Below are 16,971 nucleotides of genomic sequence, written 5' to 3'. Positions count from 1 at the left end.
TATGACTTCCCACCGACAAGAAGGGCTGCGCTGAGACTGCTGAAACAAAAGTGGCTCAAGTGATTTGGCTAGGCGACCGCGATCAGACCACCGCGGCGGTCTCGGCCTCCCGGACTTCCATCGCGGCGCGCTCACCGGAGCGGATGGCGCCGTCGATCCAGCCGCACATGACGGCCGAGCTCTCCGTCCCGGCCCAGTGCACGCGGCCACACGGCTCGCGCAGGGTGTATCCGAATTCGGTGAGCACGCCGGTGGGGGCGTGGCTGATCATCCCGCCGCCGGAGTAACGCTCGGTCGTCCAGTTCTGTTCGTGGTACTCCCGCGGCGTTCTGGCCTTCTCGCCGAACCGGTCGACCAGTTCGCCGACGAGCGTGGCCCTGCGCTCTGCTTCGTTGAGCTTGGTCAGCCGGCGCGCCGCGGGCCCTTCGGTGATGACGCACATGATGCCGGGCTCTCCGGTGTCGGTGCAGGCGTCGATCGTCAGCGTGGCCGGGGTTCCCGGTGCGGCCGACTGGCCGGACAGCCCATCGCTGCGCCAGAAGGGCTCGTCGTAGACGATCGACGTCTTGATGACCGCCCCGCTCGGCATGCGCTGGTGCAGCAGCGCCCGATCCACCGGCAGCATCGGCTCGTAGACGATCGAAGACGCGATCGCCAGCGGGACCGCCACGATGGCCCGCCGGGCGCGCACGGTCAGGTCGGCCGCGCCGACCGTCACGCCGTCCGCGTCCTGGGCGATCTGCCGCACCGGCTGCGAAAGGTGCAGGGACTCGCCCAGTTCGGCCACGATGCGACCGTAGATGGCGCCCATCCCGCCGACCGGGCGGGCATCCTGGGCGCCGCCCTTGCCGGAGATGACGAAGGTGGGGCCGCCGCCGGAGCCCATCTGCGCCAGGCACCACAGCAGCGACGTCTCCGATCCCGCCGAGGTGTAGGTGCCGGCCAGCGCCATGTCCAGCATCTCGCGGGCAGCCTTGGACATGGTGCTCTGCTCGATCCATTCGCCCACGCTGATGCGATCCCACTCGTCGGCCTGCTTGGCGTCCCAAGGTGCCTCGCGCGGAAGGGATTTGGCCATCTTCTCGATCGACAGCAGGCCGACCCCGAGGTTGGCGACCGCCCACGGGCTCATCGTCCAGGGGATGGTGCCGCCGTAGCGGTGCTTCTTGCCGTCGACGATCATCATCGCGTCGCCGTCGTGGTGTTGCTTGTACTCGGACACGCCGAACTCGTCCATCAGCGCGTAGATCCGGTCCTGTCCCGGCCCGATCCACGCGCCGCCGCGATCGATCCACGTCCCGTCGGGCAGGTACTCGGTGAAGGTGCGGCCACCGACCCTGTCACGCGCCTCCAGCAAGGCCACCGAGTGGCCCGCCTGTTTCAACCGCAGGGCGGCCGTCAAGCCCGCGAATCCCGCTCCGACCACGCAATAATCGACCTCTGACACGGCTGGCTCCTCAATCTGGGCAGCGCCCCAGCAGCAAACTACACCTCGGCCGGCGCGGCGGCGGCGGGTTCACGGAGATTTCCGCAGGCGTTCTCGCCGCCCATAGGCTGCGGGTTTGTGTTGGTGCATACGGTGCGGACGCGGCGCAGCTCCGACGACTTTCCCCGCGCCGAACACCTGGCGGCGAAAATCGCGGCGGTCGCCGCCGACCCGGTCGCGGTCGAGCCGGAAACCGCGGAGATGGTGGCCAATCGGATCATCGACAACGCGGCGGTCAGTGCGGCCGCCGTGTTGCGCCGGCCGGTCACCGTGGCGCGCCGGCAGGCGCTGGCCCATCCCGCGCCGCGCGGGGCAAGGGTTTTCGGGGTCGCGGGAACCTATTCGGCCGAGTGGGCGGCGTGGGCCAACAGCGTCGCGGTGCGCGAACTCGACTTCCACGACACGTTTTTGGCCGCCGAGTACTCCCACCCCGGCGACAATATCCCCCCGCTGGTCGCGGTCGCCCAGCAGCTGGGGTTGCCCGGCGCCGACCTGCTCCGCGGACTGGCCACCGCCTACGAGATCCAGATCGACCTGTCCCGCGGAATCTGCCTGCACGAGCACAAGATCGACCACGTCGCGCATCTGGGACCGTCGGTGGCGGCGGGCATCGGAACCATGCTGCGCCTGGACACCGAGACCATCTACCAGGCGATCGGGCAGGCGCTGCACCTCACCACCAGCACCCGCCAATCCCGCAAGGGTCTGATCTCCAGCTGGAAGGCGTTCGCCCCCGCGCACGCCGGCAAGGTCGCCATCGAGGCCGTGGACCGCGCGATGCGCGGTGAGGGGTCGCCGGCGCCCATCTGGGAAGGGGAGGACGGCGTGATCGCCTGGCTGCTGGGCGGACCCGAACGCGAATACCGCGTGCCGCTGCCCGCTCCCGGCGAGCCCAAGCGCGCCATCCTGGACAGCTATACCAAGGAGCACTCGGCGGAGTATCAGAGCCAGGCCCCCATCGACCTGGCGCGGCGGCTGCGGGCACGCATCGGTGACCTCGATGAGGTGGCCACGATAGTGCTGCATACCAGCCACCACACCCACGTCGTGATCGGAACGGGCTCGGGGGATCCGCAGAAGTTCGACCCCGACGCGTCACGGGAGACGCTCGACCACTCGCTGCCCTACATCTTCGCCGTCGCGCTGCAGGACGGCAGCTGGCATCACGATCGCTCCTACGCCCCGGAGCGGGCCCACCGGCCCGACACCGTCGAACTGTGGCGCAAGGTCTGCACGGTCGAGGACCCGGAGTGGACCCGGCGCTACCACGCGACGGACCCGGCGGAGCGGGCGTTCGGGGCGCGCGCCGAGGTCACGCTGAAGAGTGGCGAAGTGATCGTCGACGAACTGGCCGTGGCGGACGCCCAGCCGTTGGGCGCGCGGCCGTTCCGAAGGCCGCAGTACGTGCAGAAGTTCACCGAGCTCGCCGGCGGCCTCGTCGCACCGGCGGAGCGGGACAGGTTTCTGTCCACGGTGGACGCGCTGGCGGATCTGCCCGCGGGTGACCTCGACGCGCTCAATGTCATGGTCGATCCGCGGGCGCTCGAGCGGGCGCCGGTGATCACTCCCGGGATCTTTGGTGAGTGAAAACGCGTGTGCGCTCACGGCTTTGAGTGTGTGTCCAGGGCGGGAACTGCGCGGATTTCTCGTCCTGAGCGCACACCGAAAGCCCTCACCTCACACTCGGGAGTGCGCGCGGCTCAGCCCGGGCCGCCGTACCGCCACACCAGATCGCGGGTGCCGGTCATCGTGGTGCCTCCTCGGTGGCAAAGGTTTCTTGCCCCGCTTACGTGCCGCGCGCCTAGAACACGTTCTAATCTGACCACCATGGGATTTCTCAAGCCTGAGCTGCCGCAGCTCGACATGGCCGAGTGGAACAAGGGCACCCGCAGCGAAAAGATCCGGCCGATGGCCAAGCACTGGGCCGAAGTGGGCTTCGGCACGCCGGTCGCGCTGCACCTGTTCTACGTCGTCAAGATCCTGCTCTACATCCTCGGCGCCTGGGTGTTCGCCTCGGCGACCAGAGGCTTCGGCGGCTTCACCAACGTCGCGTCGTGGTGGTCGGAACCCATCGCCTTCGAGAAGGTCGTGCTCTACACGATGCTGTTCGAGGTGATCGGGCTGGGTTGCGGCTTCGGGCCGTTGAACAACCGGTTCTTCCCGCCCATGGGCTCGATCCTGTACTGGATGCGGTTCGGCACCATCCGGCTGCCACCGTGGCCCGACCGGGTCCCCCTGACCAGGGGCACCAAGCGCAAGCCGATCGACGTCGCGCTGTACGCGCTGTTCCTGCTGGTGACGCTGAGCGCGCTGTTCGCCGACGGCACCGGGCCGATCCCCGAGCTGGGCACGACGGTCGGGTTGCTGCCGAGCTGGAAAGTCGTGCTGATCCTGCTGCTGCTGGGCGTGCTCGGGTTGCGCGACAAAGTGATTTTCCTGGCCGCCCGCGGCGAGGTCTACGCGACCATGGCGGTGACCTTCCTGTTCGGCGGCGCCGACATGATCGTCGGGTCCAAGGTGGTGTTCCTGATCATCTGGATGGGCGCCGCGACCTCGAAGCTCAACAAGCACTTTCCGTTCGTGATCTCCACGATGATGTCGAACAACCCGCTGGTGCGGCCCCGCTGGCTGAAGCGGCGGTTCTTCGAGAACTTCCCGGACGATCTGCGGCCCGGGCGGTTGTCGCGATTGCTGGCGCACGTGAGCACCGCCATCGAGATGCTGGTGCCGCTGCCGTTGTTCTTCTGCCACAGCGGCTGGCCCATCACGGTGGCCGCGATCGTGATGGTCTGCTTCCACCTGGGGATCCTCGTGTCGATCCCCATGGGCGTGCCGCTGGAGTGGAACGTCTTCATGATCTACGGCGTGCTCGCGCTGTTCGTGGCGCACGCCCGCCTGGGGCTACGCGACCTGAGACACCCCGTGGCGGTGGCGATCCTGTTCGTCGTCGTCGCGGGAATCGTGGTGTTGGGCAACCTGTTTCCACGCAAGATCTCGTTCCTGCCCGGAATGCGGTACTACGCCGGAAACTGGGACACCACGCTGTGGTGCATCAAGCCCTCGGGCAACGACAAGATCACCCGGGGCATCGTGGCGATCGCGAGCATGCCGCAGGCCCAGCTGGAGCGGTTCTACGGCAGCCCGGAGGCCGCCCAGATCCCGATCTACATGGGATATGCGTTCCGCGGGTTCAACACTCATGGCCGCGCGCTGTTCACCCTGGCGCACCGCGCGATGGCGGGCCAGAACGAGGACGACTACATCCTCATCGACGGTGAGCGCATCTGCAGCACCGCCATCGGCTGGAATTTCGGTGACGGCCACATGCACAACGAGCAGCTGATCGCCGCGCTGCAGGAACGCTGCCACTTCGAGCCGGGCGAGGTGCGCGTGGTCCTGCTCGACGCCCAGCCGATTCACAAGCAGACTCAGGCCTACCGGCTGGTCGACGCGGCGACGGGCGAGTTCGAGCGCGGCATCGTCCGGGTCGCGGACATGGTGACGCGGCAGCCGTGGGCCGACGACCTGCCCGTCGAGGTGGTGTCCGAATAGCGCGAGCAGACGCAGAATCGCACTCCGGAGGCCCGGATCGTGCGATTCTGCGTCTGCTCGCCAGGCTCAGGCGCCCGCCCGGACCTCCTGGGCCGCGGCGACCATGTTCTTCAACGACGCGGTCACCTCATCGGGGTTGCGGGTCTTCAGCCCGCAGTCGGGGTTGACCCAGAGCCGTTCCGGGGGAACGGCTCTCAGTGCCGCGCGCAACGCCTCGGCCATCTCGCCCGTGCCCGGCACCCGCGGCGAGTGGATGTCGTAGACGCCCGGGCCGACGCTGTTGGAGAAGCCCGCCGCGTTGAGGTCGTCGAGCACCTCCATGTGCGAGCGTGCCGCCTCGATGGACGTCACGTCGGCGTCCAGGTCGGCGATGGCCCCGATCACCTCGCCGAACTCCGAATAGCACAGATGGGTGTGGATCTGCGTGGAGTCCGCGACGCCGGAGGTGGCCAACCGGAAAGACCCTACGGCCCAACGCAAGTAGTCGTCCTGGTCGGCGCGGCGCAGCGGCAGCAACTCCCGCAGCGCCGGCTCGTCGACCTGGATCACCGCGATGCCGGCGGATTGCAGGTCCACGGTCTCGTCCCGGATGGCCAGCGCCACCTGGTTAGCGGTGTCGGCCAGCGGCTGGTCGTCGCGGACGAACGACCACGCCAGGATGGTGACCGGGCCGGTCAGCATGCCCTTCACCGGCTTGTCGGTCAACGACTGCGCATAGCTGATCCACTCGACGGTCATCGGCTGCGTGCGGACGACGTCGCCGTACAGGATCGGCGGGCGCACGCAGCGACTGCCGTAGGACTGCACCCAGCCGTTCTGCGTCGCGAAGAAGCCCTCCAGCTGTTCGGCGAAGTACTGCACCATGTCGTTGCGCTCCGGCTCACCGTGCACCAGCACGTCGAGCCCGAGCTCCTCCTGCAGCTTGATGACGTCGGCGATCTCCTTGCGCATCCGCTTCTCGTACTCCGCCTGGTCGATCTCGCCGGCCCGCAGCGCGGCGCGGGCCTTGCGGATCGCGGAGGTCTGCGGGTAGGAGCCGATGGTGGTCGTCGGCAGCGGCGGCAGGTGCAGCCGCTCCTCCTGGCTGGCGCGGCGCGCCGCCGCGTCGCCCCGGTGCGTGCCCGACGCGACGATCGAGTCGATGCGGGCGCGTACCCGGTCGTTGTGCAGCCGCGGATCGCTCCTGCGCGAGGCCACCACGGCATTGGACGCCGCGATCTCGCCGGCGACGGCGTCGCGTCCGTCGCGCAGTGCGCGCGCGAGCGTCACCACCTCGGCGACCTTCTCCCGCCCGAAGGCCAGCCAGCTGCGCAGCGCGTCGTCGAGCCCGGTTTCCGGTTCCAGCGAGTAGGGCACGTGCATCGTCGAGCACGAGGTCGAAACCGCCACCGTGGCCGCCGAATCCCGCAGGGCGGCCAGTTTGCCCAGCGCCGACTCCAGGTCGGTGCGCCAGACGTTGCGCCCGTCGACGACGCCGGCCACCACGGTCTTGCCGGACAACTCGGGTATGCCCGCCACCGCCGTGCCGGCACCGTAAACCAGGTCGATGCCGATCGCCTCGACCGGCGTGCGGGCCAGCCCGGCCAGGGCGGCGCCGGGGTCACCGAAGTAGGTCGCGATGAAGATGGCCGGCCGGTTGCCGACCTTGCCCAGCGCGTTGTACGCGGCTTCGGCCAGCGCGGGCGCGTCGGGGGAGATGTCGGTGACCAGCGCCGGCTCGTCGAACTGCACCCACCGCGCGCCCCCAACGGACGGGTCGGCGAGCAGGGACAACAGCTCCGCGTAGATTCCCACCAGCTCCTCGAGCCGCTCGATGGGGGCGGCCGAGCCTTTGACGCCCTTGCTCAGCAGCAGGAACGTGATCGGCCCGATGACCACCGGACGGGCCGGAATTCCTTGCGCAAGAGCCTCTTTCAGCTCGGACAGCACCTTGTCCGGGTTGAGTGAGAACGTGGTCGCGGGCTCGATCTCCGGGACCAGGTAGTGGTAGTTCGTGTCGAACCACTTGGTCATCTCCAGCGGTGCGACCTCGGAGTTGCCGCGCGCGGCGGCGAAGTAGCGGTCCAGATCGTCGGCGACCCGTGCGGCGCGAGCCGGCAGGGCGCCGAGCATCACCGCCGTGTCCAGCATCTGGTCGTAGTAGGAGAAGGTGTTCACCGGAACCGAGTCCAGGCCGGCATCGGCCAGCCCCTTCCACATGTCGCGGCGCAAGGTGGCGGCGACCTTCTCGAGCTCGGCCCGGCTGGTTCGCCCGGCCCAGTAGCCCTCGGTGGCGCGCTTGAGTTCGCGCTTGGGCCCGATGCGTGGCGAGCCGATGACGGTGGCGGCGAATGGTTGAACGGTCACGGTACGGTCCTATCGGTCAGCGGGGTGGTCACCGCCAGCGGACGCGCAGCCGATCCGCCGCGGCGTGCACCCTGTGCACAACCGCAACGCCTTCAGCCAGACGCCCATTCCACGAGGCGATGAGCCGCCGGACGCGGCGCGCCCGGCACGGCTGGCAGGTCTTCGGACTCGCAGGCGCACACCTGTCGGTGTTCCTACTGGCCGTCGCTTCCCGGTCTTGCGACCAGTGCTTGGTTGACGGCGGTCGTTCCTGCATACCGCTGCGGGACAGTCCCGGGCTCTCACCGGGTTCCCTCTCGCGAAGCATGACTAACGTGCTTCGCTCGATGCCGTTGCCTTGCGGCGACGGCAGACCAGCTGCGTAGCGGAGCTTACCCCGGCCGGCCGAATCAGCCCGCCAGCGCTTCGGCGATCGGTGTCTCACCGTTGTTGAAGTCGATCGTTCGGCCGACGGTCGAATCGTCCGCGAGCGCGGCGGCCAGCACCAGCGCGACGTCGGCCCGGGAGACTTCCCCGGTGCCCCGGCCGGGCGCTCGCGACCCGCTAGAGCTTCACGCGTCCCATGATCAGATCGATGATCGGCTTCCCGGGCGGGTACGCGCCGGTGAGCGACGCCATGGTGTGCCCGTAGTCCACCAGCAGCGTGATCCCGCTGATGCCGAAGGCGGCGGCGCTGTTGAGGAACGCCATGACGTCACCCATTTGTTCGGGGGTGTGCACCTTCGAGCCCGTCTCGTCGCGGTAGTCCTGCGCGAAGGTGAGCCAGAGGTCGGCGTTGGCCTGGGCGAGGGGGGTGTCGGTGGGTCCCGGGCAGATCGCGTTGATCCGGATGCCCTTCTTCAGCAGCGGGTAGCCCTGGGTCGCGACGTAGGCGTTGACCACCTTCTTGGAGAAGCCGTAGTGAATGATGCCTTCGGATTCGTGCGCCTTGACCCATTCCTGAGCGGACGCGAAGTCCGGCGTGGCGAGGAACTCCGTCAGCAGCTCCAGGTCGTTCTCCCAGCCCATCCCGGCGACCGAGGAGATGAAGCAGATCGCCGAGCCCGGGGGAAGCTGGTTCTTCTCGAGCAGGCGGTCGATCAGGTGGCGGTGGCCGATGAAGTTGATCGCCATCAGATCGGTGGTCCCGTCGGCGATGCCGGCGGCCGAGAAGACGGCGTGGACCGGGCCGTCCAGCTGCTCGAGCGCGGAGTCGATCGATGCGGGGTCGCGCAGGTCCACCTGAATGGCCTTGGCGACGTCGTAGTTCACCGGCGCGTAGTCCATCACGATCACCTCGGCGCCGAGTTCGGCCGCCGACTCGGCCGCCGCCGCGCCCATGCCGGTGGCGCCGCCGACGACGAGAGCCCGCTTGCCGTCGTAGCGCAACCGATCGACAACAGTCATGGAAATCCCCTTCTCGTTCACTGCTAACGCGGTTCTAATCGCCCAACTGTATGGGTAACAGTTTTTTGGTTCAATACCTACTTGGGGCGAACCCCGACGCCACGCAGCACCGTGTCGCGGACGTGCACCAGCGCCGCGCGTGTGCCGACCTCGGCCAGGATGTTCTCCGGTATCCACTGCAAGCCGATGACGCACCGCGCCAGCATCGCGGTGGACGCGGCGTCGACGGTGATCTCCCCCGAGCGGATGCCCTCGCCAAGAAGCGTTTTCATCTGCCGGAGCCGGGTGGCGTACAACCAGCCGGGGTTGGGAGTGTCCGGCGGCGACTGACGCATCCAGGCGAGCTGAATCCGGAACTCGTCGGAGAACCGATCGAGCGCGTTGACGTTCACCCAGCTCAGCGCGTCCAGTTTCTCGACGGGTGTGGCGTTCGAGCGCAGCACCCCGACCCAGCCCGCCTCGACCTTCCTGCCGAACGATTCCATGATCGACGCGAGAAGCTCATCCTTCGAGCCGATCACCCGATAGACGGTTCCGGTGCCGAGGCCGGTTGCGGACGCGATGTCCCTGATGGTGGTGGCTTCGTAGCCCTTGCGGCCGAATTCCGTTCGCGCCACCGCGCGCACGTGGGCCGCTTTGTCGCTGGGGTCGGCGTCGCTGTCGTCCGACCAGGTGTCGATGACCCTCCTTGCCGCGGTGAAGGCATCGGACCTGTCGAGCGCCGCGTCGGTGGGCGGCCGCGTCGCCAACCCTTGCAACATGATTCGGCAAAGCAGCGCGGCGACCTGGTCGGGGGGCGACTTGTGGCGCATGACATCGAGGCCGACCTGCAGCATGGTCTGGCAGATGCGGTCGGCCAACGTGGGCAGATCGATGTCGGGTTTGATGTAACCGCTCCACCGGCCCGCGCGCAGCGTCTGCAGCATCGCCTCCTGGATCGCCACGGGCCGCTGCTGCGTCAGCTTCATCAATTCCGGGTCGGTGCTCGGTCCCTCGTAGAACGACATCTGCAGCGCGGCGCGATGCCGCACGGCACAGTCCGCGATCGCCGAGCCCAGCTCGACGATCCGCTCGGGGACCGGGCGGGGGTCCGGCTCGTCCAGCTCGGCCTGCGCGGCACGCCCGATACGATCCAGGTCGTCCTGATACCGGCGGATCAGCTCGATGAGGATCGCCTCTTTGGACTCGAAGTGGTGATAGAGGCTACCGGGAAGAATGCCGGCCGCGTCCGCGATCTCCTGCAGCGACGTCCGCAATCCCGACTGTGCGATCAACGTGGCCGCCGTGGTGAGGATCTCCGTCCGGCGGGTACCGAAATCGGCTGGGAGACTTGGCTTCAACGACTCCGCTCTCGGCATGATCAGCGGTGCGCACGCCCGGACGACTGCGGACCGGCATACATTCGCATTCGTCCCTCTCAACGAACCAAATCTTTGTTGAAGGCTATCAGAGCGCGCGCAAACGAATGCGCTGCATAACGGCGGTGCCGGACCATTCTCGGGACCATTCTAAAGCGCCGGCCCGGCCCAACCGTCGCGCGCGACCACCTCGCCGACCGGCCGTCGCCGGGCGGGCCGGAATGTCTGACCGGCACGCAGCCGGCCGACCGGAAGCAGACAGCCCTGGACGTAGCTTTCGGGAATCCCGAGCAGCCGCCGAACCTCCACCTCGCGATGCAGGTGCAGGGTGGTGATACAGGTCCCGTATCCCCGGGTGTGCAGCGCCAGCTGAAAGTTCCAGACCGCCGGGAAGATCGAGCCGTACAGCGTGGCCTGATGAAACGATTCGTCGCCCTCGATGCGGGGCAGGTATGGCTGATAGCAGGGGATCACCAGCAGCGGAACCCTCGACATGTTCTCGACGAGCCATTCCGTCGACGACATGATCCGGCCTTCCGGCGTTCCGGCCGGCACCAGGTCGGCGATCAGCTGGCCACCGACCCGCAGTAGGTACGCCGCGCGATACAGCTCGGCGATCTCGGCACGCAACGCCGGGTCGGCGATCACCAGCCAGCGCCACGACTGCTGATTGGAGCCGTTGGCCGCCTGCAAACCGATGCGCAAGCACTCCCGGATGTCGGCGAGGTCGACCGGTGCGTCGAGGTCGAGCGCCTTGCGCGCCGAACGGGTGGCGGTGAGCAGGTACTCGACATCCATCACGGCGTGCCGCTCTTCGCAAGGCGCGCACCGAGTTCGGTGAGACATCGATCGGGACCGGCCAGGAACGCGCTCCAGCTGAGCAGGCGCTTGAGGTACAGGTGGGCGTCGTGCTCCCAGGTGTAGCCGATCCCGCCGAACACCTGGATGGCCGTGTCGCCCACCGTGGCCAAGCGGCCGGCGAACGCCTTCGCCCGCAGCGCGGCCAGGTGCCGCTCGTCAGGGTCGGCGTTGTCGGCCGCCCAGAGCGCGTGGATAACGCCGCTGCGTGCCAACTCCAGGGTCTCGAACATGTCGACGCACAGATGCTGGACCGCCTGGAACGAGCCGATCGGCTGCCCGAATTGTGTTCTGGTTTTGGCGTATGCAACGGCCATCTCCATGACGGCTCGCGCGGCGCCCAGAGCGTCGGCGGCCGTCGCGATCAGCACATCGTCGAGCACCGCGGCGACGTCCTCCGGGGACGCCGCGGCCAGTCGCTGCCCGGGCGCCGAGTCGAGCGTGACCCGGAATTGCTTGCGGGTCTGGTCGATACCACGCTCGGGCGCGACCGAAACACCCGGCGAGTCGCTGCGTACCGCGAATAGACCTTGACCCCCGTCATCCTCGGCGAGCGTCAACAGCACGCCCGCGGCGGCGGCGTCGGGGACGGCGGTGATCTCGCCCCGCAAGACGATGCGCTCGGAGTCCTCCCGGCTCGCGGCGACCGGAGTGTCAGCCAGGAAGCAGACGGTGGCGATCGTGGTGCCATCGGCGATCGTGCTCAACAGCTCGATTGCGGCATCTGCCGCACCGAGCCGCGTCAGCGCCCGGGGGGCGGCGACCGCGCTCGACAACCACGGCCCCGGATGCAGTGCGGCGCCGAGCTCTTCGGCAACGATGCCGGCCTCGACCATCGTCATGCCGGCGCCGCCGACGTGCTCCGGAACCAGCAGACCGGTTGTCCCGAGGCCGGCGAGGCCGCGCCACACCGCCTCGGTGGTGCCGGTCGGGTCGTCGAGCAGCGGGCGCACATGACCTGAGACCGGCGCCTTCTCGGCCAGAAAGCGCCGGGTGGTGTCCCGCAGCGCCGTCTGCTCGTCGGTGAGTTCGAGGTTCATTTGCGTGGCAACCCGAGCACCCGCTGGGCGGTGATGTTCTTGTTGATCTGGCTGGTGCCGCCCGCGATGGTCAGCGACCGCGACGTCAGACGGTAGTTGGCCCACGGCGCACCGGCACCGCGGGCGCCCAACACGTCGAAGGCGAGGGCGGCCATGTCCTGCCCGATCTCACCCCACACCGTCTTGGCGAGGCTCGCCGATCCGAAGGCGTCACCGCCATGCAGCGTCGCCGAGATCGATCGTTGGCACAGGACCTCCAAATACTTGATGCGCAGCGCGATTTCGCCGAGGCGGCGCAGCGTTACGGGATCTTCAAGCGCATCGGTGTGCGCGGCGATGTCGTCGACCAGTTCTTCCAGCCGGACCTGCATTTCGGCGTACAGCCGGGCCGCCCCGGCCCGCTCATGACTGAGGGTGGTGGTGGCCACCTGCCAGCCCGCGTTCAGTGGACCGAGCAGCGCGTCCGCCGGCACGCGCACGTCGTGAAAGAAGACCTCGGCGAAATCGGCGTCGCCGTTGAGCGTCACCAGCGGACGGACTTCGATGCCCGGCAGTGTCATGTCGACGATCAGGCAGGAGATGCCCTTGTGTTTGGGCGCTTCGGGGTCGGTGCGCACGTAGAGCTGGCACCAGTGGGCCCGATGCCCGAGCGAGGTCCAGATCTTCTGGCCGTTGACGACGAAGTCGTCGCCGTCGCGCACGGCGCGGGTCCGCAGTGCGGCGAGGTCGGAACCCGCTTCGGGTTCCGACATCCCTTGGCACCAGATGTCGTCGGCCCGCATCATGCGGGGGAGCAGCGTGCGCTTCTGTGACTCGGTCCCGTATTGCATGATGGCCGGTGCGATGTTGTTCAGCCCAATAACGTTGAGCGGCATCGGGGCTCGGGCCCGCGTGGTTTCCTCCGTGTAGACCAGTTGCTCGAGAACCGTCGCGCCGCGGCCGCCGTACTCGCGCGGCCACGAGACCGCGGCCCAGCCCGCGTCGGCCATCGTCGCGCTCCACGCGCGCAGCATCTCGAAAGCGGCGTCATCGCGTCCGGAGGGCCGGCGGGCGGCCATCAGCTCGTCGGTCAGGTTCTTCGATAGCCAGTCGCGCAGCTCGACGCGGAACTGCTCCACTTCCGCGGGGTATGAAAAGTCCACTTTTCCTTGGTTCCCTGGTGAATTTGGCACCTAGCCGGACTTTACGGTTGAGCGGATAGCCGGTCAACAACGGCGGCGCGCAGCGTCAGCTCCGCCGTGGCTCGGGGAAGGCGACATCGCCGTCACCGGGCATGGCGCTGACGCCGCGGCGCCCACACACCTCGAGCACCTCGTCCACGATCGAGGCGGGCACCAAGAACTTCTCCGTCGACGAGATCTCCTCGAGGTGCGCCTGGATGTCTTCGGCCGTGGGTTGGCTCCGGGCGTCCGCGAGCCATCCTTCGCCCAGGCCGACGAACACGCGCGCGTAGCGGCCGGCGGCGGCCGAATAATTGCGGTGGGTGAAGGTGCACGCGCTACTGGCGAGGAAGGTCACCAGCGGCACCACGAGTTCTGGCCTGATGGCCTGCATGAATCCGGATTCGGCGAGGAATTTCTCGTCGCCGACGGTCTCGGTTACCATTCGCGAGAAGCCGGTCGGCATAACGGAATTCGCGACGATGCCGTGTGCCTCGCCCTCGATCGCGATCACGTTCGTCAGCCCCACCAGGCCGGCCTTCGCCGCGGCGTAGTGGGCTTCCATCGGCTGGCCGAAGACCCCGGCCGACGAGGAGATGAACACGAACCGCCCGCCCCCGTTGTCCTTCATCACGCGGTATGCGGGCTGAGACAGCTGAAAGCCGCCGTCGAGATGAACACGAAGCATGCGGGCCCAGTCGTCGAGCGAGAGGTCCTCGAAGGGCGCGCTGCCGAAGATGCCGGCGTTGCTGATCACCGCGTCCAGCCGCCCGAATGCGTCCAACGCCGCGTCGATGATCGCCTGGCCGCCCGCGGGATTGGCGACCGAGTCGTAGGAGGCGATGGCGCTGCCGCCGGCCTTCGTGATCTCCTCGACCACATCGTCGGCGACGCCGGAGTCGGCGCCCTCGCCGCGCATCGAGCCGCCGACATCGTTGACCACCACCGCGGCGCCCCGGCGCGCCAGGTCCAGCGCGTACAACCGGCCGAGTCCACGGCCGGCGCCGGTGACCACGGCGACCTGGCCGGTGAAGTCGATCACCACATGCTCCTTGCCCCGATTGACTGCGGTGGCCCCGGACTCTACGGTGGAACAGATATTTGGTCAACGCAGTCCAAACCGTGCGGAGATGAGCGTGTCCACCGACGTTCGCGGCGACCGGCTGCCGGGGCTCGGCATGCTCGCGGCCGCGCTGGCGGGCCGCGCGATGGCGGTGGCCGAGCTACGGCCGGGGGAGCCGTCGTGGACCGACGGCCAGATCATCCACGTCGACGCCGGCGCGAGCGCCCGCGAGCGGCTCGAAGCCGTTGCCGTGCAAGCCTCGATGATCGCGGCCGGCAGCCTGGACCCGGGCGTCATGCGCCGCCTGCTGCGCCACCCCCGGCTGGCCAGGCGCTACCTGGCGGTGGAGGGGCACCGGGCGGTCGTCGCGAATGGCCACCTGCTGCCGGGCGTCCTGGCGTCCCTGGCCGACCGGGACACCGCGAAGCGCAGCGATTCGCCCGCCGCTTCGCTGCGAATCGCCCGAAGGCGCGCGACGATCGACGACCCCGCACCGGAATTCGGCGTCATTCGCCCCGCGAAGGTACTGGCCGCGTCCGCTCGCGCGGCGGAACAACGGGGTGGCCACGAGCACGGACACGCCCCCAGGGGCCCGGCGGGCAGACTGGATGAACTCGAGGACGGCGCGATCGACGATGCCGATGAGCCCGATATGTTCACCAGCCCGGTGGGCGGCGGCGGCTTCATCGGCAAGTGGCTGAAGAAGATGCTGTCTTCCGCGCGCAAGACCGGCAGCGGCGGCGGGCCACCCGGCGCCGACACGCCGACGCACCGGACCAACAGTGCCAAGCGCGGATCGCACGCGGTGACATCGCTGGCCGCCACGTCGGGCGAGGATGGGGCAGAGCGGCGGGCCCCGACGGCCGCGGACGGCCTGAAGTACCCGGAATGGGATGTCGCGCACGGGAAATACCGGCCCGAGTGGTGCACCGTCCGCGAGGTCAAGCCGACGCTCAAGGCGTCAGCGACGCATGCGATCGAAGCGGCCGTCGGCGTTGGCCGCCCGCTGTCGCGGCTGGGCATGGGGCTGCACCGACACCGCCGGCAGCCGCAGGGCGACGACATCGACATCGACGCGGCGGTCGAGGCCCACGTCGAAGTCTTGGCCGGTTCGATGCCCGACGAGGCGGTGTACCTGGACAGCCTGCGCCGCAGGCGTGATTTGTCGGTGCTGCTGCTGCTCGACGTTTCGGGGTCGGCGGCGGAGCCCGGCACGGTGGGGCGAACGGTGCACGAGCAACAACGCGCGGCAGCCGCCAACCTCGCGGTTGCGCTGCACGACCTGGGTGACCGGGTCGCGCTCTACGCCTATTACTCGCAGGGCCGGGGCGCGGTCAGCGTGGTGCCGGTCAAGCGGTTCGACGAGCACCTCGACACCCGGGTCATGAAGCGGCTCAACAGCCTTGAGCCCGGCGGGTACTCCCGGCTCGGCGCGGCCATCCGGCACGGGTCGGCCGTGCTGGATGCCCGCGGGGGCACGACACGGCGGCTGCTGGTGGTGCTCTCCGACGGGCTCGCCTACGACCACGGATATGAGCGGGCCTATGGCGCCGCCGACGCGCGCCGCGCCCTGGCCGAGGCCCGCCGGCGCGGCATCGGCTGCGCCTGCCTGACCATCGGCGCCGGGACCGACGCGCCGTCGGTGCGCCGGGTGTTCGGCAGCGCCGCGCACGCCACGGTCGCGCGCCCCGACCAACTCGCCGCCGTGATCGGGCCGCTGTTCCGCTCCGCACTGCGCTCGGCGGAGGTTGGTCGCACGATGCCTCGGCACCCGCGTGTTTCAGATACGAAGCCCAAACACGCAAGTCAGAGCTCTTGAAACAAACATCTGTTCCGCGATAGGCTCCATTTCACCGTGGGGGCAGAAGGGAAGCTATGGCCAACGAGTCCGGGCTTGCGTGCCGGAACGGCGCGATCCCCGAGGCGGAGGGGGTGCGGCCCTACTATCGGGCGATCGGCGGCGAGGAGGCCGTCTTCAAGGCGGCCTACCGCCAGGGCCTGGCGCTCGTCCTGAAGGGGCCGACGGGTTGTGGCAAGACCCGATTCGTCGAGGCGATGGCCCACGATCTCGGCCGCCCGCTGATCACCGTCGCCTGCCATGACGACCTCACCACGGCCGACCTCGTCGGCCGGTACCTGCTACAGGGCGACGAGACCGTGTGGGTGGACGGCCCGCTGACGCGGGCGGTGCGCGAGGGGGCGATCTGCTATCTGGACGAGGTGGTGGAGGCCAGGCAGGACACCACCGTGGTGCTGCATCCGCTCGCGGATCACCGGCGGCAGCTGCCGATCGAGCGTCTCGGCGTCACGCTGGACGCGGCGCCGGGGTTCGGGCTGGTGGTGTCCTACAACCCCGGTTATCAAAGCGTGCTGAAGGACCTCAAGGACTCGACCCGGCAGCGGATGGTCGCCATCGAATTCGACTTTCCCCCAGCCGATGTCGAGGAGGGGATCGTCGCGCACGAGGCGGGCGTGGACGGCACCACCGCCGCGGAGCTGGTGCGGTTCGGGCAAGCCATCCGCCGGCTGGAAACCGGCGGCCTGCGCGAGGTCGCGTCGACCCGCGTGCTGATCGCGGCGGGCAGGCTCGTCGCAGAGGGGCTGACCATGGCGGATGCGGCCGGGGCGGCGATCGCCGGCCCGCTCACCGACGACGCGGCGGTGGGCAGGGCCCTGACCGAGATGATCGAGATCTATCTGGGCGGGGCGACGAAATGAACTG

12 protein-coding genes, 1 pseudogene and 1 riboswitch are annotated in these 16,971 nt (G+C 68.8%); of the genes and pseudogenes, 4 read left to right on the top strand and 9 right to left on the bottom strand.

All coding sequences use genetic code 11. The annotated features are described in order from the left end of the window. Window positions 1–82: 82 nt before the first annotated feature. Entirely contained in the window at window positions 83–1,447 is a 1,365-nt protein-coding gene (locus AWC03_RS10435) for a flavin monoamine oxidase family protein (protein WP_085240418.1), read from the bottom strand. Window positions 1,448–1,564: 117 nt separating this feature from the next. Between AWC03_RS10435 and prpD the strand changes: the two genes are divergently transcribed. Together prpD and AWC03_RS10425 are read left to right on the top strand one after the other, a co-directional pair. Further along, the gene (prpD, locus tag AWC03_RS10430; protein ID WP_085240417.1) at window positions 1,565–3,073 is read left to right on the top strand and encodes a 2-methylcitrate dehydratase PrpD; all 1,509 of its coding nucleotides are present in this window, start codon (window positions 1,565–1,567) and stop codon (window positions 3,071–3,073) included. Window positions 3,074–3,313: 240 nt separating this feature from the next. After that, entirely contained in the window at window positions 3,314–5,038 is a 1,725-nt protein-coding gene (locus AWC03_RS10425; protein WP_085240416.1) for a DUF3556 domain-containing protein, read from the top strand. A 66-nt stretch (window positions 5,039–5,104) separates the two neighbouring features. Here the strand turns inward: AWC03_RS10425 and metE are convergent, their stop codons facing one another. From metE to AWC03_RS10390, 8 genes and pseudogenes are all read right to left on the bottom strand, one after another. After that, entirely contained in the window at window positions 5,105–7,384 is a 2,280-nt protein-coding gene (metE, locus tag AWC03_RS10420) for a 5-methyltetrahydropteroyltriglutamate--homocysteine S-methyltransferase (protein WP_085240415.1), read from the bottom strand. 146 nt (window positions 7,385–7,530) lie between these two features. Further along, window positions 7,531–7,746, bottom strand: a riboswitch (cobalamin riboswitch). Between the two features lie 27 nt (window positions 7,747–7,773). Next, window positions 7,774–7,929, bottom strand: a pseudogene (locus tag AWC03_RS26865) (NAD-dependent dehydratase); the annotation flags it as partial. Next, window positions 7,928–8,770 (bottom strand): SDR family oxidoreductase, encoded by an 843-nt coding sequence (locus AWC03_RS10415; RefSeq protein WP_085240469.1) that lies wholly within the window; start codon window positions 8,768–8,770, stop codon window positions 7,928–7,930. The pseudogene AWC03_RS26865 and the gene AWC03_RS10415, both read right to left, overlap by 2 nt. A gap of 77 nt (window positions 8,771–8,847) precedes the next feature. Next, entirely contained in the window at window positions 8,848–10,128 is a 1,281-nt protein-coding gene (locus AWC03_RS10410; RefSeq protein ID WP_085240414.1) for a TetR/AcrR family transcriptional regulator, read from the bottom strand. A 150-nt stretch (window positions 10,129–10,278) separates the two neighbouring features. Then, window positions 10,279–10,926 (bottom strand): nitroreductase family protein, encoded by a 648-nt coding sequence (locus AWC03_RS10405; protein ID WP_085240468.1) that lies wholly within the window; start codon window positions 10,924–10,926, stop codon window positions 10,279–10,281. Then, on the bottom strand, window positions 10,926–12,026 hold the full coding sequence (locus AWC03_RS10400) for an acyl-CoA dehydrogenase family protein (RefSeq protein WP_085240413.1): 1,101 nt from the start codon (window positions 12,024–12,026) through the stop codon (window positions 10,926–10,928). Before AWC03_RS10400 ends, AWC03_RS10405 begins: the two co-directional genes overlap by 1 nt. Next, complete coding sequence (locus tag AWC03_RS10395; RefSeq protein ID WP_085240412.1) at window positions 12,023–13,168, bottom strand: acyl-CoA dehydrogenase family protein; 1,146 nt, start codon at window positions 13,166–13,168, stop codon at window positions 12,023–12,025. Before AWC03_RS10395 ends, AWC03_RS10400 begins: the two co-directional genes overlap by 4 nt. Window positions 13,169–13,253: 85 nt before the next feature. Then, window positions 13,254–14,228, bottom strand: coding sequence for an SDR family NAD(P)-dependent oxidoreductase (locus AWC03_RS10390; protein WP_085240467.1), 975 nt, complete (start codon window positions 14,226–14,228; stop codon window positions 13,254–13,256). A 94-nt stretch (window positions 14,229–14,322) separates the two neighbouring features. On the opposite strand from AWC03_RS10390, the gene AWC03_RS10385 reads away from it, so the two are divergent. Both AWC03_RS10385 and AWC03_RS10380 read left to right on the top strand, forming a co-directional pair. After that, window positions 14,323–16,068, top strand: a complete 1,746-nt coding sequence (locus tag AWC03_RS10385; protein ID WP_085240466.1) for a nitric oxide reductase activation protein NorD — start codon at window positions 14,323–14,325, stop codon at window positions 16,066–16,068. 56 nt (window positions 16,069–16,124) lie between these two features. Next, window positions 16,125–16,967 carry a CbbQ/NirQ/NorQ/GpvN family protein gene (locus tag AWC03_RS10380; protein WP_085240411.1) on the top strand — a complete coding sequence of 281 codons (843 nt, stop codon included), beginning with the start codon at window positions 16,125–16,127 and terminating at the stop codon, window positions 16,965–16,967. The last annotated feature ends 4 nt before the right edge of the window (window positions 16,968–16,971 follow it).

Source organism: Mycobacterium europaeum, from assembly GCF_002102155.1.
Taxonomy (GTDB): Bacteria; Actinomycetota; Actinomycetes; order Mycobacteriales; family Mycobacteriaceae; genus Mycobacterium; species Mycobacterium europaeum.
The sequence above is the reverse complement of the archived record's forward strand: the minus strand, read 5'-3'. Positions and strand labels throughout refer to the sequence as shown.

Bases quoted from the DNA above. Each gene is read 5' to 3' on its own strand.
- AWC03_RS10425 (WP_085240416.1), top strand. From the start codon at position 3,314: ATGGGATTTCTCAAGCCTGAGCTGCCGCAGCTCGACATGGCCGAGTGG.
- AWC03_RS10415 (WP_085240469.1), bottom strand. From the start codon at position 8,770: ATGACTGTTGTCGATCGGTTGCGCTACGACGGCAAGCGGGCTCTCGTC.
- AWC03_RS10410 (WP_085240414.1), bottom strand. From the start codon at position 10,128: ATGCCGAGAGCGGAGTCGTTGAAGCCAAGTCTCCCAGCCGATTTCGGT.
- AWC03_RS10405 (WP_085240468.1), bottom strand. From the start codon at position 10,926: ATGGATGTCGAGTACCTGCTCACCGCCACCCGTTCGGCGCGCAAGGCG.
- AWC03_RS10400 (WP_085240413.1), bottom strand. From the start codon at position 12,026: ATGAACCTCGAACTCACCGACGAGCAGACGGCGCTGCGGGACACCACC.
- AWC03_RS10380 (WP_085240411.1), top strand. From the start codon at position 16,125: ATGGCCAACGAGTCCGGGCTTGCGTGCCGGAACGGCGCGATCCCCGAG.